This is a genomic window from Aquihabitans sp. McL0605, assembly GCF_049993875.1.
Lineage (GTDB): Bacteria > Actinomycetota > Acidimicrobiia > Acidimicrobiales > Iamiaceae > Aquihabitans.
The window spans coordinates 1,425,684-1,446,428 of the sequence record NZ_CP188252.1 but is presented as its reverse complement, the minus strand read 5'-3'; the positions used below and the strand labels follow the sequence as shown (position 1 = coordinate 1,446,428).

Below are 20,745 nucleotides of genomic sequence, written 5' to 3'. Positions count from 1 at the left end.
CCGACGCTACCCGTCGCCCCCGAGGACGCACCCAGCCGCGCGCCGCCGCGCCCCTCGGTGCGGTGCCCTTCTGGAACGGCGCGGCTGGAGCAGGCGAAATTCGGAGGGGACGGCGGTAGCTTCAGGGCCATGTCGAATCGGCCAGCAACGATCGGGCAACTGCGCGAGAGCGGGTGGGAGTCGGTCCCCGTGAAGACGGAGATCCGGCGCAACGCCATCGCCCGCATGCGGGCCGGCGTACCGCTCGTCGAGGCGGTGCTCGGCTACGAGGACACCGTCCTCCCCCAGCTCGAGAACGCCATCCTGGCCGGGCACGACGTGATCTTCCTGGGCGAGCGCGGCCAGGCCAAGACCCGCATGATCCGGTCGCTCACCGACCTGCTCGACGAGTGGATGCCCATCGTGTCCGGGAGCGAGATCAACGACGACCCGTTCGCGCCGGTGTCGCGCCACGCCCGGGAGCTCATCGCCGAGAAGGGCGACGACACGCCGATCGACTGGGTGCACCGCGACGAGCGCTACGGCGAGAAGCTGGCCACGCCCGACACGTCCATCGCCGACCTGATCGGTGAGGTCGATCCCATCAAGGTGGCCGAGGGCCGCTACCTGTCCGACGAGCTCACGCTCCACTACGGGCTGGTGCCGCGGACCAACCGCGGCATCTTCGCCATCAACGAGCTCCCCGACCTGGCCGAGCGCATCCAGGTGGGCCTGCTGAACGTGCTCGAGGAGCGCGACGTGCAGATCCGCGGCTTCAAGGTCCGCCTGCCGCTCGACGTCGTGCTGTTCGCGTCGGCCAACCCCGAGGACTACACCAACCGCGGCCGGCTGATCACCCCGCTGAAGGATCGCTTCGGCGCCCAGATCCGCACCCACTACCCGCTCGACGTCGAGACCGAGATGGCGATCGTCGCCCAGGAGGCCGTCCCCCTGACCGACGATGGCCTCGAGGTGGTGGTCCCCGACTTCATGTCCGAGGTGGTGGCCACCCTGTCGCAGCTGGCCCGCCAGAGCAGCCACATCAACCAGCGCTCCGGCGTGTCGGTGCGCCTCACCGTCACCAACGCCGAGACGCTGGTCGCCAACGCTGCCCGCCGGGCGCTCAAGACCGGCGACACCAGCGTGGTGCCGCGGGTCTCGGACCTGGAGGCGCTGGCGGCCTCCACGTCGGGCAAGGTCGAGCTCGACACGCTCGACGACGACGGCGGCGAGGTCATCGAGCGCCTCGTGCGCCAGTCGGTGCTCACCGTGTTCCGCGACCGGCTCGACGTCACGGAGCTGCGCGGCGTGATCGAGGCGTTCGACGACGGCCGCGTCATCCACGCCGGCGAAGACGTCCCGGCGGTCGACGAGGCCCGCTTGGCGGCCGAGGTGCCGGCCATCGGATCGGCCGTGATCGCCCTGGTCGGCGACGACGAGCGCCCCGCGGTGGTGGCCAGCGCCGTGGAGTTCCTGCTCGAGGGCCTGCACCTCTCGAAGCGGCTCAACAAGGACGCCGACCACCGCGGCGTCCGGTCCACGTACCGCGCTCGCTGACGGGGGCTCCATGCTCGACCACGTGTCCATCCAGGTCGACGACCTGGCTGCTGCCGCCACGTTCTACGACGCCGTGTTCGAGCCGCTGGGCTACCGCCGGCTCATGGGCGACGAGCACGCCATCGGGTACGGCGACACCTTCCCGAGCTTCTGGATCGGCACCGCCTCCGACGCCATCCCCAACCGCCAGTCGCACCTGGCGTTCCAGGCCCCCAGCCGCGAAGCGGTCGATGCGTTCCTGGCGGCCGCCGAGGCCCAGGGGGCCGAGGTGCTGCACCCGGCCAAGGTGTGGCCCGAGTACCACGCCGGCTACTACGGCGCCTTCGTGCGAGACCCCGACGGCAACAACGTCGAGGCCGTCCACCACACCTTCGGCTGAGGCGCGCCGGGGCGGGCCGGCTGCCCGGTCAGTTCCGGTACGGGGCCGCGCAGTCCCACGCCACCTCGATCTCCTCCTTCTGGCGTCCGAGGTAGGCGTGGGGGTGGTCGCGCCGGCAGCGCCAATCGGTCACCACCGGGCCCCAGCTGATGCCGGGGCTGAGCCGGCCTCCGCTGGCCTCGTTGGCATCGTCGGGCTGGATCACGTCGATGCGGACCACGGCGAAGAGGAGCTGCAGCGCCACCATCGCCATCAGCACCCTCGGCCGGTCCTTCAGGGCCACCGCGTAGAGGATGGCGATGCAGAGGAGCGAGGGGAGGAGGTGGGCCATCTTCCAGGGGAACCGGATGAACAGGACCTGCGACAGGACCAGTCCGGGTACGGCGAATCGCACCAGCCACGACGCCGACCAGGAGCGGATCGCGGTGACCACGGCCGGCAGCGCCGCGAGGGCCACGATCACCGTGGGCAGGCCGAGCAGCAGGAGGTCCTTGGCCACGGCCCGGCCCAGCTGGACGAGCGGGGTGGACGACGAGAAGTCGTTCTGGGCGAACGACAGCCCACCGGCGTGGACCGCGGACGGGATGAACAGGACCAGGGTGACCAGCCCGCACACGACGGCGGTGACGAGGACGCGACGGCGCGCCGGACGGCCGGTGCCCAGCTCGGCGAACAAGGCGGCGGCGATCAGCGTCATCGAGCCGACCCGGCTGCCCATGGCGGCGGCGGCGAGCACCCCGGCCAGCACCGGTCGGTCGGCGCGCAGCGCGAGGGCTGCGAGCACGCAGAACATCAGGGCGAACACGTAGTCGGCGGTGGAGGTGGCGGCGATGATGAACCACGGGTTGGCGGCGACGAGGGCGACGCCCCACCGTCCCGCTCGGCCGACGCCCTCGTCGTGGAGCAGCCGATCGAGGGCCCACACCAGCACGCCCGCCGCCGCGAGCGACGCCAGGTTGGTGAGGACCGGGCCGCCGATGAGGTCGAGGATGCCGACGATGGTCTCGTGCACCGGTGCGCCGGGCGGCCGGCTGGGCACGTAGGCGAGGTGCCTCGCGATCGAGCGGCCCGACCGGAACACGTTGCCGACGTCGAGGTCGTTGCCCGGGCCGCTGATGATCAGTGGAACGGCGACGATCAGCGCGACGGCCGTGAACGTCGGCCACCACCACCGGGGGGCGTCCTGCTCGGTGGTGGTGCCCCGCTCCTGCATCGGCGGCCACTCTAAGAGCGCGCCCCGGTCCCTGGGTGCAGCGGGGTCAGCCGACCTTGCCGAGCTGCGCCACCACCGTGAGGACCCAGAGGCCACCCAGGCCGATGCCGGCCGTCACCAGGAGGCGGCGGGGCGCGGCCCGGATGAGGAGCAGGGTCGACAGCAGGCCCGCCTCGGTGGCGGCGCGCATGAACGCGGTGGCGCCTGACCAGAGGTACGCGTTGAGGAGCAGCACCACGGCCACGGCGCCGAGCCACGCGATCCGCTCGGCGTCGAGCCACATCCGGCGGGTGCGCCACAGGGCCCAGCCGGCGGCGGCCACCAGGGCGATGAGCCCGAGGATCGAGAGCAGGCGGAACGCCTCGGTGCCGCCGCTCGGCGGCACCACCTTGGTGAGCTGGTCGACCAGGCCGCTCAGCGGCGCGGTCAGGTTGTTGTCGCCCGACGAGCTGAGCGGGAGGGCCCCGAAGCGGTCGCGCTGGAGGAGCTGCCAGCCCCCGAACACCGCCAGGGCGGTGCCGCCGGCGAGCACCTGGGGGAGCGCGCTCCGCCGCACCTCGTCGTCGCCCCGCCCCGCCCACAGCCCGGCGAGCACGACGGCGAACGGCACGACCGTGGTGGTGTCGCGCGTGAGCACGGCGGCGCAGAGCAGCAGACCGGTCGCCACCCATCGACGGTGCCGGAGGGCGAGGAGGGCCCCGAGCAGGAACGACGCGGCGACCAGCTCCGAGGTGTCGAGGCTGAGCGAGTAGGCGAACCCCGGCCAGAGGAACAGGAGGAGGCCCCACGCGGCGTGACGGTCGGCGCTGCGCGCCAGGCCGCCGCCGATGGCACCGACCGCGGCCGCTGCCACCAGGTTCAGGCCGATCAGGGCCCACGGGACGAGGTCGGGGTCGCCGCCGCTCGCCACCCAGGCGAGCGCGCCGTACCCCCACCGGGCGTTGCGCAGCGACGGGAGGTCGAAGGTGACGCCATCGACGGTCTTGGCGGTGGACCAGGGCGCCAGCCCGATCCGGTAGAAGAACTGGCCGTCGAAGGCGGCGTCGGCGTCCTGGACGGTCAGCGAACCGCGGGCGCCCTCCGCCGAGGTCCAGGGCGGACCGGCGTGCACGAGCACCGACGGATCGCGATCGGCTCGCACGAGCAGCGCGCCCACGAACACCAGGGCGAGGAGCAGGGCGGCCAGGCCGGGAACCCAGATCCGGTCAGGCAGCCTCACGGATCCGGACCCTACCGGCGGCGGTGGTCCGGGCTGGTGAGGCCGGCCGCCGCCCAGGGTCGGCGCCGTTCAGCGCGGGACCGGTGCGCCACCCGCGACCCGGCTGAGGAGGTCGCCGGCCGGGCGGAGGGAGCGGTCCGACCGCACCAGCGCCCGTCCCGACGGTTGGCCGGGGCCGTCGATCGGTCCCGTCCACCACAGGCCGCGCAGGTCGATGCCGCCGGCCGCCGCATCCTCGGCCACCTCGAGGACCTCGCGGACGTACTCCTCCTGGTCGCCGTCGGCGGGCACGGGTGCGCCGACGCCGGCGATGAGCAGGGGCCGCTCGGGCAGCGCGTCGGCGAGCTGGTGCAGCACGAGGGCCAGCCCCTCGGCCCAGGCCACCTGGCCGTCGGGCCCGGTGGCCAGCGCCTGCGGGTAGGGGAGCAGAGCTCCGTCGCCGCGCACGGCGAGCGCGTGGCGGTACGTGAACCCGATGAGGTCGAACGCCTCGCGGGCTCCGGGCACCTCGATCGGCGACCGGTTGGGCAGCACGAGGGTCTCCTCGGCGAGGAGGCGCAGCCAGCTCCGGCGGTGCACCTCGTCGACCTTCTGGGCCATCACCTCGGCGTCGGCCGTCGGGGGTGCGTCCGGCGCCAGCCGGGCCGGGAACACCGGCACCAGCCAGTGGGCGGTGGCCACGGGCTGGCCGTCCTGACGGAGCCTGAGGGCGGCGTCGACCGACGCGAGCAGCACGCCCTCCAGCGCGCCCGTGAAGCCCTCGCCGTCGTCGTGGCGGCCGGGGGGCCGCACCCCGTCGAGCCACCCGCGGGCGGCCCAGCGGTTGGGCTCGAACGTGGGGACCCACCCGTGGACGAGGTCGCCGAACCCCTCGCCGACGAACTCCACGTGGCGCGACCAGAAGTACCCCCGGCTGCGGGCATCGCCGAACCCGTGCTCGTCGACCGCGAACCAGCCGGGGAGCGACCCGTCGTGGAGGCAGGCCCAGACGGACACCCCTGCGGCTCGGGCGGCCTCGAGGACCTGCCGCGCGTGCTCCACGGCGGCGGTGTCGTGCCGGCCGGGCTCCGGCTCCAGACGGGACCAGTCGAGCACGTAGCGCAGGTGGCCGAGCCCTACGTCGGCGAGGAGCGGGAGGTCGTCGACGAACGAGGAGGCGAAGCCGATCCCGGTCCCGGACTCGGCGAGGCGGCCCCGCACCTCCCAGTCGCGCCGGTCGGACGCGTCGGCCGCACCCTCGGTGGCATCGGACGATGCACCGCCACCCCACCAGAAGTCCTCGGGAAACGACATGCCTGCATCCTCGCCGACCCGGCCGCGATTCCCGCGAAGCGGGCGTAGCCTCGGACCGTGATCCGTCGCTCGCAGGCCTCGAAGGTCCGGTACTCCCGCTGGGATGGCACCCAGGTCGGCTTCGAGCTCGATGCCGACTCGCTGCTCAACGAGATCAACGACGACCTCCTCTACCACGGCGACCTGAACGCGGCCCTCCGCCGGCTCATGAACTCCGGGTTCGACGACCGCAACGGCGAGCGGATCCAGGGCATGAAGGACCTCATGGAGAAGCTGCGCCAGAGCCGCCGCGAGCGCCTGGAGCAGTACGACCTCGGGGGCGTCTACGACGACATCGCGGAGCAGCTCCGCGAGGTGGTCGACATGGAGCGAGACGCGCTCGACCGGTTGCAGCGCGACGCCGACGAGTCCGGCGACGCCCGTCGCAAGGAGGTCACCGACGAAGCCGTGTCCGAGCGGCGCATGGAGCTCGACCTGCTTCCCCCGGACCTCGCGGGCATGGTGAAGGAGCTGTCGGAGTACGACTTCACGAGCAGCGAGGCGCGCGAGCGCTTCGAGGAGCTGACCGACCAGCTGCGCGAGCAGCTCGCGCAGCGGTGGTTCAACCAGATGGCCGGGGCCATGAACGACGTCTCGCCCGAGGCCCTCGCCCGCACCAAGGACATGCTGGCCGAGCTCAACCAGATGCTCCAGGACCGCAACGCGGGCAAGGAGCCCGACTTCGACGGCTTCATGGAGCGCTACGGCGACTTCTTCCCCGAAGACCCGCAGAACCTCGAGGAGCTGCTCGAGGTGATGGCCCGCCGCATGGCCGCCATGCAGGCGATGATGAACTCGATGACGCCCGAGCAGCGGGCGCAGCTCCAGGGCCTGTCCGAGCAGCTCCTCGAAGACATGGACCTCCGCTGGCAGATGGACCAGCTCTCGGCCAACCTCCAGCAGGCGTTCCCCGACATGGGGTGGAACCGGCGCTACGACTTCGAGGGCCAGGACCCGCTCGGGTTCGCCGACGCGGCCGAGGTGATGAACGAGCTCGGCGACCTGGACCAGCTCGAGCAGCTGATGCGAGGAGCCGCCAACCCCGGTGCCCTGGCGGAGGTCGATCTCGACCGGGCCCGCCAGCTCCTGGGCGAGGAGGCGGCCGACAGCCTCGAGAAGATGGCCGAGCTGGCCAAGATGCTCGAGGATGCCGGGCTCATCGAGAACCGCGAGGGCCGCTTCGAGCTCACGCCTGCGGGCCTGCGCCGCATCGGCAAGCACGCCCTGAACGACCTGTTCTCGAAGCTGGCCCGAGACAAGCTCGGCCAGCACGAGCTCACCCGCACGGGCATCGGCCACGAGCGCTCGATGGACACCAAGCCCTACGAGTTCGGCGACCCGTTCAACCTCCACATCGAGCGCACCATCCGCAACGCGGTCGCCCGCCAGGGGGGCGGCACCCCGGTGCGCCTCTCACCCGACGACTTCGAGATCGAGCAGACCGAGCTCACCACGCGGTCGGCCACCGTGCTGATGGTCGACCTCTCGCTGTCGATGCCGATGCGCGACAACTTCCTCGCGGCCAAGAAGGTGGCGATGGCCCTGCACTCGCTCATCTCCAGCCAGTACCCGAGGGACTTCCTCGGCCTGGTGGGCTTCAGCGAGGTGGCCCGGGTGATCGAGCCCCGAGACCTCCCCGAGGTCAGCTGGGACTACGTCTACGGCACCAACATGCAGCACGGCTTCCAGCTGGCCCGCAAGATGCTCGCCCGCGAGTACGGCACCAAGCAGATCATCATGATCACCGACGGTGAGCCCACCGCCCACATCACCGCCAGCGGGCACCCGGTCTTCAGCTACCCGCCCACGCAGGAAACGGTCGACGCCACGCTCACCGAGGTGATGCGGGCCACGCGCGAGGGCATCCGCATCAACACGTTCATGCTCGACGCCACCGCCCACCTGCAGCGCTTCATCGAGCAGCTCACCCAGCTGAACAAGGGCCGCGCCTTCTTCACCACTCCCGAGACGCTGGGCGACTACGTGCTGGTCGACTTCCTCGAGAGCCGTCGCTCGCAGTCGCGGGCGGGCCGGGGCCGTCGGACCGGGTAGCCGCCGCCGGCCCGATCAGCGGCTCGGAGCGCCGAGCCGTCGGGCCGCGAAGTCCTCGATCGCCGCCACCAGGGCGTCGGGCTCCTCGATGGGCAGGGTGTGGGATGCCCCTGCGAACGCCAGCAGCTCGCTGCCGGGCACCTCGTGGTGGATGGCCTCCGAGCACCGCGCCGGGGTGAACGGGTCGGCACCCGCTGCGACCACGAGGGTGGGGGCGGTGATGCTGGACAGCAGGTCGGTGGCGCTGTGGGCCCGCATGGCGGCCGCCAGCAGCACCACGACGGCGGGGTCGGTGGACTTCACGTGGAGCAGGTACGGGTGGAGGTCCTCCTTGGTGGCCTTGGGGCCGGCGGCACCGGACAGGCGGGCGCCGAGGTGGCCCACCGAGGCCGGGCCGATGGTGGCCCACACCGGGGCGAGGATCTCGGGGAACCAGCGGACGATGCCGGCGCCCACGGGGAAGAGGTGGTCGAACGCCGAGGTGCCGTAGAAGGTCTTGGCCGGGTTCTCCGCGGTGCCGGCCACCAGCACCAGCGCCTGCACGCGATCGGGTGCCTGGCGGTACACCTCGAGGGCGGTCTGCACGCCCATCGAGTGGCCGATCACGATCGCCGACTCCACGCCGGCGTCGTCGAGCACGGACAGCAGGTCGCGGGCGATGCGCGGCATCGACAGGTCGTCGATGGTGAGGTTGCGGGCGCCCCGCCCCGGTGTGCGAGGCAGGCCCGAGCGGCCGTGGCCGCGGGTGTCGGGGAGCAGGCACGGGTGCCCCGCCGCCTCGAGCAGCGGCAGCACCTTGCCCCAGTAGGCGTCGCTGCACGACCAGCCGTTGGCGAACAGCAGGGGAGCGGCGGGTCCGCCCTGGTTGCGGAACGTGTACGCGATCGGGGTGCCGTCATCGGCCACGACGCGCCGCTCCTTGGCGAACAGCGCGTAGCCCTCGTCGGCTCCGGGGCGCGGTTCCCACGGCTCGTCGATCGGGTCGCTCATGGTGGCTCCTCGTGGCCCACGGCCAAGTTCTGCTTGCGCTTCCGTCCGCCAGCGGCGAAGATCACACCAATGTAATTTCATGCGTGGTATGGGAAGTGCTTCGGCACCACCGGCCACCACTGGCACCCGATCGTACGGGTGCCTCCCCAATCGGGACGACTCTGGGGGTCAGCCCACATGCACGAAGCAACCGAACCAGCCGAAGCCAAGGGATGGCAGGACTTCGCCAACTGCCTTGGCGTCGATCCCGACCTCTTCTTCCCCGAGCGCGGCGCGTCCACGCGGGAGGCCAAGGAGGTCTGCAAGGGCTGCGTCGTGCGGGAGGACTGCCTGGAGTACGCCCTGGCCAACGGCGAGAAGTTCGGCATCTGGGGTGGCCTGAGCGAGCGGGAGCGCCGGCGCATCCGCCGCCAGCGGGCCCTCGCCCGTCGCTCCGCCCTCGAGGTCGAAGCCGGTGGCGACGCCGGCGGCGCTTCCGCCACCGCCTGATCGGTTCCGCTTAGCTGCGGATCCTCGCCTCGATCGTCCGGTCGGCGCTCAGATCGAGCTCGTCCCAGCGGGCTTCGGGCTCCCGGGCCAGCACCGCGGCGGGCACCAGCCCCACCAGCTCGCACCGGTCGATCCGCGCCAGGGCCGCCACGGCGTCGACCACACGACCCGGCCCGGTGCGCAGCGGGTCGATCAGGTTCATCGACACCTGCACCTCGTCGCCCACCAGGAGGCCGAGCGTCCGCACCTCCTGGCTGCGCAGCTGCGTCGCGATTGCCCGGGCCCGCGCCAGGTCGGGCTCGGCGAGCCACACGTTGTACGCCACGAGCACCGGACGCTGGCCCACCGCGATGGCGCCGGCGGTGGGGTGGGGGTGCTCGGGCCCGCAGTCGGGTGCCAGGTTGGCGAACGCCCCGCGGCGCACATCGGGCAGGGTCCGCTCGGCGCCGTAGCGGAAGCACGGCACGCCGAGCTCGCTCCCGGCCCAGGTGCAGAACGCGTCGCGGGCGGCCACCGCGTCGCCGGTGCTGCTGCCGTCGAGGGCGACGAACGGCACCACGTCGACCACACCGATGCGCGGGTGCGCGCCCTGGTGGGACCGGAGGTCGAGGCGCTCGACCGCCGCCGCGGCCACCGCCCGGGCCGCCGCTTCGCCCACGACCGTCAGGACCGAGCGGTTGTGGTCGGCATCGGTGTGCACGTCGAGCAGCGACGGGCCTGCCGCGGCCGCGATCTCGTCGATCGCCGCCCGGTCGCGACCCTCGCTGATGTTGATGACGCACTCGAGCACGCCACCAGCTTCACGGATGCCGCAGGTCGTGGGGAATTCAGGCCCCGACGTGGTGGCAATCGACCCAAGGGGTTACGGTGACCACATGGGCCTTGGACCGCCGGAACTCATCATCGTGCTCATCATCGTGCTCGTGCTGTTCGGCGGCGCGAAGCTGCCGAAGCTCGCCAAGTCGCTCGGCGAGGCGCAGCGCGAGTTCAAGAAGGGCCAGGACGACGGCGACAAGCCGAAGACCGACGAGGCGTCGTCCGAAGCCACGAAGCCCTCAGACTCCGCCAGCTGACACGAGCCCGCTCAGACCGCGGCAGCAGCCTCTTGGCGGCGCCGCTTGAGGATGCGCCGGCGCTCCCGCTCGGAGCAACCGCCCCACACGCCGTGATCGATCCGGTTGTCGAGCGCGTACTCGAGGCACTCGGCACGGACGGGGCACTCGGCGCAGATCTGGCGAGCAGCGTCGACACCGACCCCGTCGCTCGGGAAGAAGGCGGCCGGCGGATACCACCGGCAGTGGCCTTCGTTCATCCACTCGAGCTGGACCTCGTCCATGTGGGCTCCTCTGGGATCGAACGTGATCCCGCTGGGGTTCTGGCAGCTGGTCGCTGTCAGGCCGAGGGGTGCTCCCGACCGGAACAGGACGTGTTCGTCTCGGTTCCTGACGTTCCCGGCCCGGCCATGGTTCCCCGCCCTCCGTGTGGGTTCGGTGCAGACGCGGTGGAGATACGGCCAAAACCTGCTTGCATGGCGTCATGAGATCGGGACGCGACGGCCGTCACCCCAATGCAGAGCAGCCGTCATCGGCCTTCAACCCGTGGGCGCCGCGCTCGGGTGGAGCGGCCGCGTCGGCCCGGCCGTCGGCCGCTGCTCCCGGGGCCGTCTCGTCGCCCCCGATGGCCCGCCACCAGGCCGCCAGCGGGCCGGCGACGCCTCCCGAGGCGCCGCTCACGGCCGCGCTCGGTGGCCGTGCCCCCGTCGCCGACGACGCCCGCCCGCCGGGCGCCCCGCCGGCGCCGCCCACGGGGTGGCCCGAGCCCCGCCTTCCCCACGCCCTGTCCACCGGCAAGCCCGACAAGCCGCGCAGCACCGTGCTCATCGCGTTCTGCGCCTTCCTGTTCGGTTCGCTCCTGGTCGGGGCGGCGTTCGCGTCCTATGCGCTGGGCGATCGCAACGACGAGGCGTCGGGGGCCACCACCACCACCACGCAGCCGCTTCGCTCCGCCGAGCCGCTCGACATCCAGAAGATCCTCGACATCGCCCGTCCGTCGGTCGTCACCATCCAGACCGGCAGCCCCGATGGCCTCTTCGGCGGGGCCGGTTCCGGGGTGGTCATCTCCTCCGATGGGCTGATCCTGACGAACGCCCACGTCATCGAGGGTGCGGGCAGCAACATCTCGGTGCGCTTCAGCGACGGCACCTCCGTGGAGGCCAAGTTGGTGGGCGCGTCGACGGCCGACGACATCGCCCTCATCCGGGCCGACCGCACCGACCTCACCCCGGCCAAGATGGGATCGAGCGCCAACCTGCTGGTGGGTGACCCGGTGGTGGCCATCGGCAACGCCCTCAACCTGGGCGGCGACCCGAGCGTGACCAGCGGCATCGTGTCGGCCAAGGACCGCGAGATCAACGAGGGCGCCCTGCGCCTCGACAACCTCATCCAGACCGATGCGGCGATCAACCCGGGCAACTCCGGCGGTCCGCTGGTCAACGCCAGCGGCGAGGTCGTGGGCATCAACACGGCCATCATCGCGGGGGCGCAGAACGTCGGCTTCTCGATCGCCATCGACTCGGTCCAGGACCTCATCGAGACGCTCAAGGCCGGCGGCGGCGATCTCACGGCCGACACCGCGGTCCTCGGCCTGACCTCGGTCGACGTCGACTCGCCCAATGTCCCCCAGCAGCTCAAGGACCAGTTCGGCATCACCGCCGACCAGGGCGCGCTGGTGTCCTCGGTCGACCCGAAGGGCGGTGCGTCGAGCGCCGGCATCCAGGAGGGCGACGTCGTCCGGGAGCTCAACGGGCAGGAGATCCTGGGCGCCACCGACCTCACCCGGATGGTGCGCCGCTACCAGCCCGGCGACCAGGTCGAGGTCACCGTCGAGCGCAGGGGCCAGCGCCAGACCTTCCGGGTGACGCTCGGGCCCTGAGGTCGTCGTCGGGCCGAGATGAGCGATCCGGCACCCCACCGCTAAGGTTGGCGTCATGTCGTCGACCGAGCCCGAGCTGTCCCAGGAACCGCCACGAGGCCACGTGCGCGTGGTCTACCTGGGCCCTGTCGCCCCGCACTGGGATCTGCAGAGCGACTTCGGCGACCGGGCGCTCATCGAAGGGTTCCGGGTCCGCATGCAGGCCCGGCTCCAGCTGGTGCCGCCACACGATCCGCAGTTCCGCCGCAACCGCGAGCGCGTGATCCGCGACGCCGAGCGCGAGAACCTGCTGCTCGACTGGGACCTCGGCCTCCCCGAGGACTGATCCGCGCCGTCCGTTCACCGGGCGGACACCTCCAGGTCTGTTGGCCGTCCGCGAGCGTCGCTACGCTCCGGGGCCATGGAGCCCGATCTCGCCGACCAGTCCGACGATGGCGACCGGAGCCTCGACGCTGATCGGTTCCTGAACAGAGAGCTCTCGTGGCTCGACTTCAACGCACGCGTGCTGGAGTCGGCCGCCGACCCGCGGGTGCCGCTGCTCGAGCGGGCCAAGTTCTGCGCCATCTTCAGCCAGAACCTCGACGAGTTCTTCCAGGTCCGGGTGGCGGGCCTGTCCGACCAGCTCCTGGCCAAGTTGGGGCGCACCTCGCCCGATGGCAAGAGCCCGGGCGACCAGCTGAAGGCCATCGCCCAGCGGGTGGGCGACCTGGTCGACCGGCTCGAGCACCTCTTCCTCGACGACATCGTCCCGGCGCTGGCCGATGTGGGCGTGGTCTTCTCCGATTGGAAGGAGCTCGACGAGGACGATTGGGAGTACCTCGTCGGCGAGTTCGAGGCGCGGATCTTCCCGGTCCTCACGCCCCTGGCCGTCGACCCGGGTCACCCCTTCCCGTACATCTCGAGCCTCTCGCTCAACCTGGCGGTCGTTCTGCGAGACCCCACCAACGACGAGCGCCGCTTCGCCCGCGTGAAGGTGCCGCCGCTGCTGCCCCGGTTCGTGGTCATGCCCGATGGCGAGCGGTTCGTACCGCTCGAGCAGGTGATCGCCGCCCACCTCGACCGCCTGTTCCCGGGGATGGACGTCGTCGAGACGTTCGCCTTCCGCGTCACCCGCAACGCCGACCTCACCCTCGAGGAGGAGGAGGCCGACGATCTGCTGGCCGCCGTGGAGATGGAGCTGCGCCGCCGGCGGTTCGGCTCGGCCGTGCGCCTCGAGGTCGATGCCCGGGTGACGCGAGAGGTGCGCGAGCTGCTCGTCCGCGAGCTCGACCTGACCGACGATGCCGTCCACGAGAGCGTCGGCCCCCTCGACCTCGGCGGCCTGTGGGCCCTGCGAGACCTCGACCGGCCCGACCTCAAGGACGAGCCGTGGACCCCGGTCACCCAGGCCCGCCTGGCGGTGACCGACGACGAGAGGCCCGACATCTTCTCGGTGATCGCCGACGGCGACGTGCTGGTGCACCACCCGTACGACTCGTTCTCCACATCGGTCGAGGAGTTCGTGCGGCAGGCGTCGCGAGACCCCAAGGTGCTCGCCATCAAGCTCACGCTGTACCGCACGTCCGGTGACAGCTCGATCATCAAGTCGCTCATCCGGGCGGCCGAGCGCGGCAAGCAGGTGGCGGCGCTCGTCGAGCTGAAGGCCCGCTTCGACGAGGCCGCCAACATCGGCTGGGCCCGCGCCCTGGAGCAGGCCGGGGTGCACGTCACCTACGGGCTCGTCGGGCTCAAGACCCACACCAAGACGGCCCTCGTCGTGCGCGACGAGGGCACCGGGGTGCGCAGCTACTGCCACATCGGCACGGGCAACTACAACGCCAAGACCGCCAAGCTCTACGAGGACCTGGGCGTGCTGACCGCCGACCCGCTCGTCGGGGCCGACCTGGCCCAGCTGTTCAACTTCCTCACGGGGTACGGGCGCAACGTGCAGTACCGGCGCCTCCTGGTGGCGCCCCACCCCTTGCGCAGCCGGCTCTACGAGCTGATCGATCAGGAGACGGTGGCCCCCGAAGGCCGCATCGTCATGAAGATGAACAGCCTGGTCGACCCCGAGATCATCGATCGGCTGTACGCGGCATCGCAGGCCGGCGTCGAGATCGACCTGATCATCCGGGGCATCTGCTGCCTGCGCCCTGGGGTCCCCGGCCTCTCCGAGCACATCCGGGTCCGGTCGCTGATCGGCCGCTACCTCGAGCACTCGCGCATCTACCACTTCGCCAACGGCTCCGGCCCCGGCGATGCCGTCACCTACATCGGCTCCGCCGACCTGATGCCCCGCAACCTCGATCGTCGCATCGAGGCCCTGGTGCCGGTGATCGATCCGTTGCTGCAGCGCCGGGTCATGGAGATCCTCCAGGTGTGCATGGCCGACGACACGCTGGCGTGGGCCCTCGGTCCCGACGGCGAGTGGACGCGGGTCGCGCCGATCGACGCCGGCGGCACGGTCGACGCCCACCTCCGGTTCCAGGAGCTGGCCCTGACCCGGGCCCGCCGGGCCGACGTCGACGCCTGATGGCGGTCGATCCGGAGCGACCGCAGGTGCTGGCGGCGGGCGGCCTGGTGTGGCGGCGCACCGACGGCCAGCTCGAGGTCCTGCTCGTGCACCGGCCGCGCTACGACGACTGGAGCTTCCCGAAGGGGAAGTGCGACCCCGGTGAGTCGTTCGAGCAGACGGCCGAGCGCGAGGTGCTCGAGGAGACCGGCCTCCAGGTGGCCTTCGGGCCCGAGCTCGACGAGGTCCGCTACCGCGACCACAAGGGGCGCTCCAAGCTGGTGCGCTACTGGGCGATGACCGTCACCGGTGGCATGTTCGAGCCCAACGACGAGGTCGACGAGGTGCGGTGGCTCCCGGCTGACGAGGCTGCCGCCCTGGTCAGCTACGGACACGACCGGCAGCTGCTCGACGGGTTCGCGCCCGTCGGCTGATACCCGGTGGGCGGGCCGCCCGGATCGGTGCGGTCGGAACCGTCCTGAGGGGCGATGGCAAGAGTTGGCGAGTCGTTCACCCCTGGTTCACCGGCGGCCCCCTGGGGTGACACCCGCCCTCTTTACGGTTCGAGGCGTCAAGAGACGAACAGACGCCCAAGGAGGGCTCCCCTTGAAGAACCGCAGAGGCATCGCCTCGCTGATCGCCACCGCCGCCGTGCTCACGCTCATCGCAGCGGGTTGCGGCAGCTCCGGCGGCAGCGACTCGAGTGGCGACAAGACCACCACGACGGAGAAGGCGGCGGCGAACACCGATGGCCTCTCCAAGCTCAACGGCAAGCTCGACGGCCAGGGCTCGAGCTTCCAGGACACGTTCCAGCAGAAGGTCAGCACCGGCTTCGATGCCGCGGTGAAGGACGCCGGTGGCAGCACCACCGTCACCTACACCAAGACCGGCTCCTCCGACGGCAAGAAGGCCCTCGCCGACGGCACGGTCGACTACGCCGGCACCGACTCGGCCATCAAGGACGACGAGAAGGCCGCGTTCGGCAGCACCGAGGTCCTGTACTTCCCCGTCGTCGGTGGTCCCATCGCCGTGGCGTTCAACCTCAAGGGCGTCGACTCGCTCAACCTGAGCCCCGACACCATCGCCGGGATCTTCCAGGGCGACATCACCACCTGGGACGACGCCGCCATCAAGAAGGACAACCCCGACGCCACGCTGCCGTCGACCAAGATCACGGTCGTGCACCGCTCGGACGGCTCCGGCACCACCAGCAACTTCACCAAGTTCCTGGTCGCCGCCGCCCCCGACACCTGGAAGCTCGACTCGGGTGAGACCGTCGAGTGGCCCGCCTCCACCCAGGGCGCCGAGAAGAGCACCGGGGTGACCTCGGTCGTCGCCGGCACCGACGGTGCCATCGGCTACGCCGACCTCGCCGACGCCGCCAAGGCCGACCTCTCGGTTGCCAGCGTCGGCAACGCCAGCGGAGACTTCATCGCTCCCAACCCCGACAGCGCCTCTGCGGCCCTGGCCGGCGCGGAGATCAACGATGACCTCACCTACAACCCGCTGAACGTCGACGCCGACGGGGCCTACCCCATCACGTCGCCGACCTGGATGCTGGTCGACAAGGTCCAGAAGGATGCGGCCACCGCCGCCGTCTTGAAGGCGTACCTCAACTACGTCCTCACCACCGGACAAGACGACGCCAAGGGCCTCCTCTACGCTCCGCTGCCTGAGGACCTCGCCACCAAGGCCATCGCCCAGATCGACGACATCACCGTCGGCTGATCGACCTGGACGCCAGTCGGGACCGAGCCCTTGCGGGCTCGGTCCCGCTGCGTTCCACCCACCCCTCCCTCCCGACCTGAGGACTGCATGACCGCCCTCAACCTGACCGACCTCGACCGTGCCTCCACCGCTCCGCTGGTGGAAGGGCTCGACTCGAGCAAGGGCTCTACCCCCGACTCCGCCTTCCGGCTCACCGCGTTCGCCGCGGGCCTGATGGTCCTGGTGATTCTGGCGCTGATCACCTTCACCACCACGCAGGCCGCCTGGCCCGCGTTCTCGAAGTACTGGTCCTCGTACTGGACCACGGCCGACTGGCGCCCCAACCAGCAGGCCTTCGGCATCCTCGGCTTCATCTGGGCCACCCTCATGATCTCGTTCATCGGGATCCTCCTGGCGGTGCCGGTCGCCATCGGGATCGCCCTGTTCGCCACCGAGGTGGCGCCCCGCCGCCTCCGCCGGTCGATCACCACGGTGATGGACCTCCTCGCCGCCATCCCCTCGGTCGTGTTCGGCCTGGTCGGCTTCTACGTCCTGCGGTCGCCGCTGCAGGACCTGTTCCGCAGCCTGGGCGATGCGTGCGCCGGCATCCCGGTGCTGAACAAGGTCTTCGGGCAGGGCTCGGCGGGCATCAGCATCCTGCTGGCCGCCATCGTGCTGTCGATCATGATCCTGCCGATCGTCACCTCGGTCTCCCGCGAGGTGTTCGACACCGTCCCCCGCAACGACAAGGAGGGCGCCCTCGCCCTCGGGGCCACCCGGGCCGAGATGGTGAACGGCGTCGTGATCCCGCACTCGCTCGGCGGGCTCACCGGCGCCGTGATGCTCGGGCTGGGTCGGGCCATGGGCGAGACCATCGCCGTCACCCTGCTCATCGGCGGGTCGTCCAACCCGCCGATCACCGTCAACGTCCTGGGCGGGAGCGACGCCATGCCATCGGGCATCGCCCGGTACCTGTCCGAATCGTCCGGGGACTACCGGGCGGCGCTGATCGGGCTGGGGGTCACGCTGTTCGTGATCACGATGGTCGTGAACGTGCTCTCCCGCAAGGTGGTCGGAGTGTTCGACCGTCGTCTCAAGGGAGCCGCATGACCGCCACCGAGACCCCTCCCCGCAAGGTCGACGAGCGCCTCGTGGTGCCCAGCGACGTGCGCATCAGCACCATCAAGGGCGCCCGCTTCCGGCGGAACCGCATCGCCACGATCTCGATGATCGCGGCGTTCGTGCTGGCCACCATCCCGCTCATGTTCGTGGTGGGGAACGTGATCGTTCGCGGCGCCCCGGTGGTGAGCGCACGGTTCCTGACCAGCGACATCCCCAACGACGCGTCGGCCAACGAGCTCAGCGGCGACTGCGCCAAGCTGCAGAAGTACGACCCCACCGCCAAGTGCGACGCCGCCCCGGCCGTGAAGTCGCAACCGGGCATGGGCCCGGCCGTGATCGGCACGCTGGTCACCACGCTGCTGTCCGCACTGTTCGCCATCCCCCTCGGGATCATGGCGGCCATCTACCTCCACGAGTACGGCAAGCAGACCCGGCTCGCCCGCTTCATCCGGTTCATGACCGACGTGATGACCGGCGTGCCGTCGATCGTGATGGGCATCTTCATCTACACGCTGTGGATCTTGAAGTTCGGCCACGACCGGTCGGCGCTGGCGGCGGCCATGGCGCTGGCCTGCCTGATGCTGCCGATCGTGGTCCGCACGAGCGAGGAGATGCTCCGCCTCGTGCCCAACACCCTGCGCGAGGCCAGCGCCGGTCTGGGCGCCCGGACCTGGAAGACCACCTACAAGGTGGTCCTGCCCGCGGCCCTGCCGGGCCTGGTCTCGGGCGCGATGCTCGCGGTCGCCCGGGCCGCCGGCGAGACCGCCCCGGTGCTGTTCACCATCGGTGCTGTCAACTCGGTCGAGCAGGCCAAGACGATCACCGGGCAGAGCACCACGCTCTCGTTCCAGATCTACAACCTGATCACCAACGGCGGGAAGCTCTCCCCGCAGATGGCGTGGGGAGCAGCGCTCACGCTGATCGCCATCGTCTTGATCCTGACCACCATCGCCCGGACCGTCAGCGCACGGTTCGTGATGCGGTGAGACTGCCACGCATGACCGACGAGGAGAACCCCGTGCCGACCCCGGCTCCCATCCACATGGCCGATCCGGCCGAGCTCCACGAAGGACCGCCTGCGGACCCGACGGCGCCGCCGACCGTGTTCGAGGTCAACGACCTCTCGGTGCTGTACAGCGGCTTCCGTGCGGTGAAGGACGTCGACATCAAGATCGGCAAGAACGAGATCACCGCGTTCATCGGCCCGTCGGGCTGCGGCAAGACCACCGTCCTCCGGTGCTTCAACCGGATGAACGACCTCATCGAAGGCGCGGTGGTCGAAGGCGAGCTCAAGTACCACGGCATCGATCTCTACGACAAGGAGATCAACCCGGTCGAGGTGCGCCGCCGGATCGGGATGGTGTTCCAGAAGCCCAACCCGTTCCCCAAGTCGATCTTCGACAACGTGGCCTACGGGCCCAAGCTGGCCGGCATCAAGAAGAAGTCCGAGCTCGACGAGATCGTCGAGAAGGCGCTGCGCGGCGCCGCCATCTGGGACGAGGTCAAGGACCGCCTCCACAAGTCGGGCCTCGGCCTGTCGGGCGGCCAGCAGCAGCGCCTCTGCATCGCCCGGGCCCTGGCGGTGAACCCCGAGGTCATCCTCATGGACGAGCCGTGCTCTGCGCTCGACCCGATCGCCACCGGTCGCATCGAGGACCTGATGGAGGAGATCAAGCAGGACTACACGATCATCATCGTGACCCACAACATGCAGCAGGCCGCCCGGGTCAGCGACCGCTGCGCCTTCTTCACCACCGAGGTGAGCGAGACCAGCGACATCCGCACGGGGCTGCTCGTGGAGTTCGACGCCACGGAGAAGATGTTCTCGAACCCGTCGGATGTGCGGACCGAGAACTACGTCACCGGCCGGTTCGGCTGATCGCGCCGATCATGGTCCGACAAGGGTTCAACGCCGAGCTCGATCAGATCCGCCTCCAGGTGGAGCTGATGGCCGTCCGCGTCGACCAGAACCTCGAGCGCATGAAGGCGTTCCTGGCGACGGGCGACCTGGACGTCGCCGCCACCACGATCGCGGGCGACGACGACATCGATGCCATGAACCTCTCGCTCACCGAGCGCTGCTACGACCTGTTGGCGCGGGAGGCCCCCGTGGCCTCCGACCTGCGCTTCGTGATGTCGGTGCTGCGGGTGCTCGGCGAGCTGGAACGGGTGGGTGACCTGGCGCTGCGCGTGGTCAAGGTGGGGGAGGACTGGGAGCTCGTCCAGAGCTACCGCGGCACCTACGAGATCCTCCTGTCGATGGCCGACACGGCCGTCGACCAGTTCCGCGAGTTCCTCCGGGCCTGGTCGAGCCAGGATCTGGACCTCGCCGACCACCTGGCGCGGTCGGGTCCGGTGCTCGACCTCGCCAACGCCCAGCTGGTGAAGGAGCTGCTGCTCCTCGAAGGTCCTACGGCGGTCGCGGCCGCGCTCAATAGCCTGGTGATCGGAAAGGCACTCGATCGCATCGCCGATCACTCGGCCATCATCGGCAGCAGGCTCCGCTACCTGCTCACCGGCGACGCCGAGCACCTCGCCGCCGAGATTCGCTGAGACGGGAACCCCATGGTCGACAACGCAAGGAAGAGCTTCCAGCAGACGCTGGAGGAGATCCGCCAGGAGATGGTCCAGATGGCCGCGCTGGTCACCGAGGGCATCCCTCGTGCCACCGACGCACTGCTCGCCGGTGACCTCACCGACGCCCAGCGCATCATCGAGGGCGACGACCCGCTCGACGCCCGGGCGGTCGAGCTGGAGGAGCTCTGCTACCAGCAGCTCGCGCTCCAGCAGCCGATGGCCGGCGACCTGCGCGGCATCGTCACCGCCATCCGCATGATCTCCGAGATCGAGCGCTCGGGCGACCTCGTCGTCAACATCGCCAAGGGCTCGCGGCGGATCTTCGGCACCGAGCTGTCCCCGCGCCTGCGGGGGCTCATCACGCAGATGGGCGAGGAGGCCACCCGGCTGTTCCGGCTGGCCATCGACGCCTACATGGACGAGGACGCCGCCATGGGTGCGGCGCTCGACGACCTCGACGATCGGCTCGACGCCATCCACCGCGACTACATCCAGGAGATCTTCCTGGTGCACAACGCCGGCGACCTGCAGGTCCAGCCGGCGGTGCAGCTCGCCCTCATCGGCCGGTACTACGAGCGCATCGGCGACCACGCCGTCAACATCGGCGAGCGCGTGCGCTACATGGTGACCGGCTGGCTGCCCGAGCACACCGGCGCGGCGCGCGCCGCGGCGCTGCAGGCCAAGCCGCCGCCCGAGGACGGGTGACC

21 protein-coding genes are annotated in these 20,745 nt (G+C 70.8%); 15 read left to right on the top strand and 6 right to left on the bottom strand.

All coding sequences use genetic code 11. The annotated features are described in order from the left end of the window. Positions 1-189: 189 nt before the first annotated feature. Both ACPPVX_RS06515 and ACPPVX_RS06510 read left to right on the top strand, forming a co-directional pair. Positions 190-1,536, top strand: a complete 1,347-nt coding sequence (locus tag ACPPVX_RS06515) for a magnesium chelatase (RefSeq protein WP_426574087.1) — start codon at positions 190-192, stop codon at positions 1,534-1,536. Positions 1,537-1,546: 10 nt separating this feature from the next. Then, the gene (locus ACPPVX_RS06510) at positions 1,547-1,915 is read left to right on the top strand and encodes a VOC family protein (protein WP_426574086.1); all 369 of its coding nucleotides are present in this window, start codon (positions 1,547-1,549) and stop codon (positions 1,913-1,915) included. 28 nt (positions 1,916-1,943) lie between these two features. On the opposite strand, the gene ACPPVX_RS06505 is transcribed toward ACPPVX_RS06510, so the two are convergent. From ACPPVX_RS06505 to ACPPVX_RS06495, 3 genes are all read right to left on the bottom strand, one after another. Continuing rightward, entirely contained in the window at positions 1,944-3,128 is a 1,185-nt protein-coding gene (locus ACPPVX_RS06505; RefSeq protein WP_426574085.1) for a hypothetical protein, read from the bottom strand. 46 nt (positions 3,129-3,174) lie between these two features. Then, positions 3,175-4,347 (bottom strand): hypothetical protein, encoded by a 1,173-nt coding sequence (locus ACPPVX_RS06500; protein ID WP_426574084.1) that lies wholly within the window; start codon positions 4,345-4,347, stop codon positions 3,175-3,177. Between the two features lie 69 nt (positions 4,348-4,416). Further along, a complete protein-coding gene (locus tag ACPPVX_RS06495) occupies positions 4,417-5,640 on the bottom strand; it encodes a family 1 glycosylhydrolase (protein ID WP_426574083.1) in 1,224 nt (407 codons plus the stop codon). 57 nt (positions 5,641-5,697) lie between these two features. On the opposite strand from ACPPVX_RS06495, the gene ACPPVX_RS06490 reads away from it, so the two are divergent. Beyond that, a complete protein-coding gene (locus ACPPVX_RS06490) occupies positions 5,698-7,731 on the top strand; it encodes a VWA domain-containing protein (RefSeq protein WP_426574082.1) in 2,034 nt (677 codons plus the stop codon). Between the two features lie 15 nt (positions 7,732-7,746). Here ACPPVX_RS06490 and ACPPVX_RS06485 read toward each other — a convergent pair whose 3' ends face one another. After that, on the bottom strand, positions 7,747-8,721 hold the full coding sequence (locus tag ACPPVX_RS06485) for an alpha/beta fold hydrolase (RefSeq protein ID WP_426574081.1): 975 nt from the start codon (positions 8,719-8,721) through the stop codon (positions 7,747-7,749). 177 nt (positions 8,722-8,898) lie between these two features. Here ACPPVX_RS06485 and ACPPVX_RS06480 point away from each other — a divergent pair, with 177 nt between their 5' ends. Further along, positions 8,899-9,210, top strand: a complete 312-nt coding sequence (locus ACPPVX_RS06480) for a WhiB family transcriptional regulator (protein ID WP_426574080.1) — start codon at positions 8,899-8,901, stop codon at positions 9,208-9,210. Positions 9,211-9,220: 10 nt separating this feature from the next. On the opposite strand, the gene ACPPVX_RS06475 is transcribed toward ACPPVX_RS06480, so the two are convergent. Then, a complete protein-coding gene (locus ACPPVX_RS06475) occupies positions 9,221-10,000 on the bottom strand; it encodes a glutamate formimidoyltransferase (RefSeq protein ID WP_426574079.1) in 780 nt (259 codons plus the stop codon). An 85-nt stretch (positions 10,001-10,085) separates the two neighbouring features. On the opposite strand from ACPPVX_RS06475, the gene tatA reads away from it, so the two are divergent. After that, entirely contained in the window at positions 10,086-10,283 is a 198-nt protein-coding gene (gene tatA / locus ACPPVX_RS06470; RefSeq protein WP_426574078.1) for a twin-arginine translocase TatA/TatE family subunit, read from the top strand. 11 nt (positions 10,284-10,294) lie between these two features. On the opposite strand, the gene ACPPVX_RS06465 is transcribed toward tatA, so the two are convergent. Then, a complete protein-coding gene (locus ACPPVX_RS06465) occupies positions 10,295-10,546 on the bottom strand; it encodes a WhiB family transcriptional regulator (protein ID WP_426574077.1) in 252 nt (83 codons plus the stop codon). 200 nt (positions 10,547-10,746) lie between these two features. Between ACPPVX_RS06465 and ACPPVX_RS06460 the strand changes: the two genes are divergently transcribed. From ACPPVX_RS06460 to phoU (ACPPVX_RS06415), 10 genes are all read left to right on the top strand, one after another. Further along, positions 10,747-12,141, top strand: coding sequence for a S1C family serine protease (locus ACPPVX_RS06460; protein WP_426574076.1), 1,395 nt, complete (start codon positions 10,747-10,749; stop codon positions 12,139-12,141). 55 nt (positions 12,142-12,196) lie between these two features. Next, positions 12,197-12,466 carry a hypothetical protein gene (locus ACPPVX_RS06455; RefSeq protein ID WP_426574075.1) on the top strand — a complete coding sequence of 90 codons (270 nt, stop codon included), beginning with the start codon at positions 12,197-12,199 and terminating at the stop codon, positions 12,464-12,466. A gap of 75 nt (positions 12,467-12,541) precedes the next feature. Continuing rightward, complete coding sequence (locus ACPPVX_RS06450; RefSeq protein ID WP_426574074.1) at positions 12,542-14,653, top strand: RNA degradosome polyphosphate kinase; 2,112 nt, start codon at positions 12,542-12,544, stop codon at positions 14,651-14,653. Continuing rightward, positions 14,653-15,066, top strand: a complete 414-nt coding sequence (locus ACPPVX_RS06445) for an NUDIX hydrolase (protein ID WP_426574073.1) — start codon at positions 14,653-14,655, stop codon at positions 15,064-15,066. Before ACPPVX_RS06450 ends, ACPPVX_RS06445 begins: the two co-directional genes overlap by 1 nt. A gap of 172 nt (positions 15,067-15,238) precedes the next feature. Continuing rightward, positions 15,239-16,360 (top strand): phosphate ABC transporter substrate-binding protein PstS, encoded by a 1,122-nt coding sequence (pstS, locus tag ACPPVX_RS06440; RefSeq protein WP_426574072.1) that lies wholly within the window; start codon positions 15,239-15,241, stop codon positions 16,358-16,360. 87 nt (positions 16,361-16,447) lie between these two features. Then, on the top strand, positions 16,448-17,449 hold the full coding sequence (gene pstC, locus ACPPVX_RS06435) for a phosphate ABC transporter permease subunit PstC (protein ID WP_426574071.1): 1,002 nt from the start codon (positions 16,448-16,450) through the stop codon (positions 17,447-17,449). Further along, the gene (pstA, locus tag ACPPVX_RS06430) at positions 17,446-18,447 is read left to right on the top strand and encodes a phosphate ABC transporter permease PstA (RefSeq protein ID WP_426574070.1); all 1,002 of its coding nucleotides are present in this window, start codon (positions 17,446-17,448) and stop codon (positions 18,445-18,447) included. Before pstC ends, pstA begins: the two co-directional genes overlap by 4 nt. Positions 18,448-18,503: 56 nt before the next feature. Next, a complete protein-coding gene (pstB, locus tag ACPPVX_RS06425) occupies positions 18,504-19,340 on the top strand; it encodes a phosphate ABC transporter ATP-binding protein PstB (protein WP_426575001.1) in 837 nt (278 codons plus the stop codon). A gap of 11 nt (positions 19,341-19,351) precedes the next feature. Continuing rightward, on the top strand, positions 19,352-20,014 hold the full coding sequence (gene phoU / locus ACPPVX_RS06420) for a phosphate signaling complex protein PhoU (RefSeq protein WP_426574069.1): 663 nt from the start codon (positions 19,352-19,354) through the stop codon (positions 20,012-20,014). Between the two features lie 12 nt (positions 20,015-20,026). Beyond that, positions 20,027-20,743 carry a phosphate signaling complex protein PhoU gene (gene phoU / locus ACPPVX_RS06415; RefSeq protein WP_426574068.1) on the top strand — a complete coding sequence of 239 codons (717 nt, stop codon included), beginning with the start codon at positions 20,027-20,029 and terminating at the stop codon, positions 20,741-20,743. Positions 20,744-20,745: the final 2 nt, after the last annotated feature.

Coding starts and splice junctions, on each gene's coding strand:
- ACPPVX_RS06510 (WP_426574086.1), top strand. CDS start 1,547: ATGCTCGACCACGTGTCCATCCAGGTCGACGACCTGGCTGCTGCCGCC.
- pstB (WP_426575001.1), top strand. CDS start 18,504: ATGGCCGATCCGGCCGAGCTCCACGAAGGACCGCCTGCGGACCCGACG.
- pstA (WP_426574070.1), top strand. CDS start 17,446: ATGACCGCCACCGAGACCCCTCCCCGCAAGGTCGACGAGCGCCTCGTG.
- pstC (WP_426574071.1), top strand. CDS start 16,448: ATGACCGCCCTCAACCTGACCGACCTCGACCGTGCCTCCACCGCTCCG.
- ACPPVX_RS06480 (WP_426574080.1), top strand. CDS start 8,899: ATGCACGAAGCAACCGAACCAGCCGAAGCCAAGGGATGGCAGGACTTC.
- ACPPVX_RS06485 (WP_426574081.1), bottom strand. CDS start 8,721: ATGAGCGACCCGATCGACGAGCCGTGGGAACCGCGCCCCGGAGCCGAC.
- ACPPVX_RS06495 (WP_426574083.1), bottom strand. CDS start 5,640: ATGTCGTTTCCCGAGGACTTCTGGTGGGGTGGCGGTGCATCGTCCGAT.
- ACPPVX_RS06460 (WP_426574076.1), top strand. CDS start 10,747: ATGAGATCGGGACGCGACGGCCGTCACCCCAATGCAGAGCAGCCGTCA.
- phoU (WP_426574069.1), top strand. CDS start 19,352: ATGGTCCGACAAGGGTTCAACGCCGAGCTCGATCAGATCCGCCTCCAG.
- ACPPVX_RS06445 (WP_426574073.1), top strand. CDS start 14,653: ATGGCGGTCGATCCGGAGCGACCGCAGGTGCTGGCGGCGGGCGGCCTG.
- tatA (WP_426574078.1), top strand. CDS start 10,086: ATGGGCCTTGGACCGCCGGAACTCATCATCGTGCTCATCATCGTGCTC.
- ACPPVX_RS06450 (WP_426574074.1), top strand. CDS start 12,542: ATGGAGCCCGATCTCGCCGACCAGTCCGACGATGGCGACCGGAGCCTC.
- phoU (WP_426574068.1), top strand. CDS start 20,027: ATGGTCGACAACGCAAGGAAGAGCTTCCAGCAGACGCTGGAGGAGATC.
- ACPPVX_RS06465 (WP_426574077.1), bottom strand. CDS start 10,546: ATGGACGAGGTCCAGCTCGAGTGGATGAACGAAGGCCACTGCCGGTGG.
- ACPPVX_RS06505 (WP_426574085.1), bottom strand. CDS start 3,128: ATGCAGGAGCGGGGCACCACCACCGAGCAGGACGCCCCCCGGTGGTGG.
- ACPPVX_RS06455 (WP_426574075.1), top strand. CDS start 12,197: ATGTCGTCGACCGAGCCCGAGCTGTCCCAGGAACCGCCACGAGGCCAC.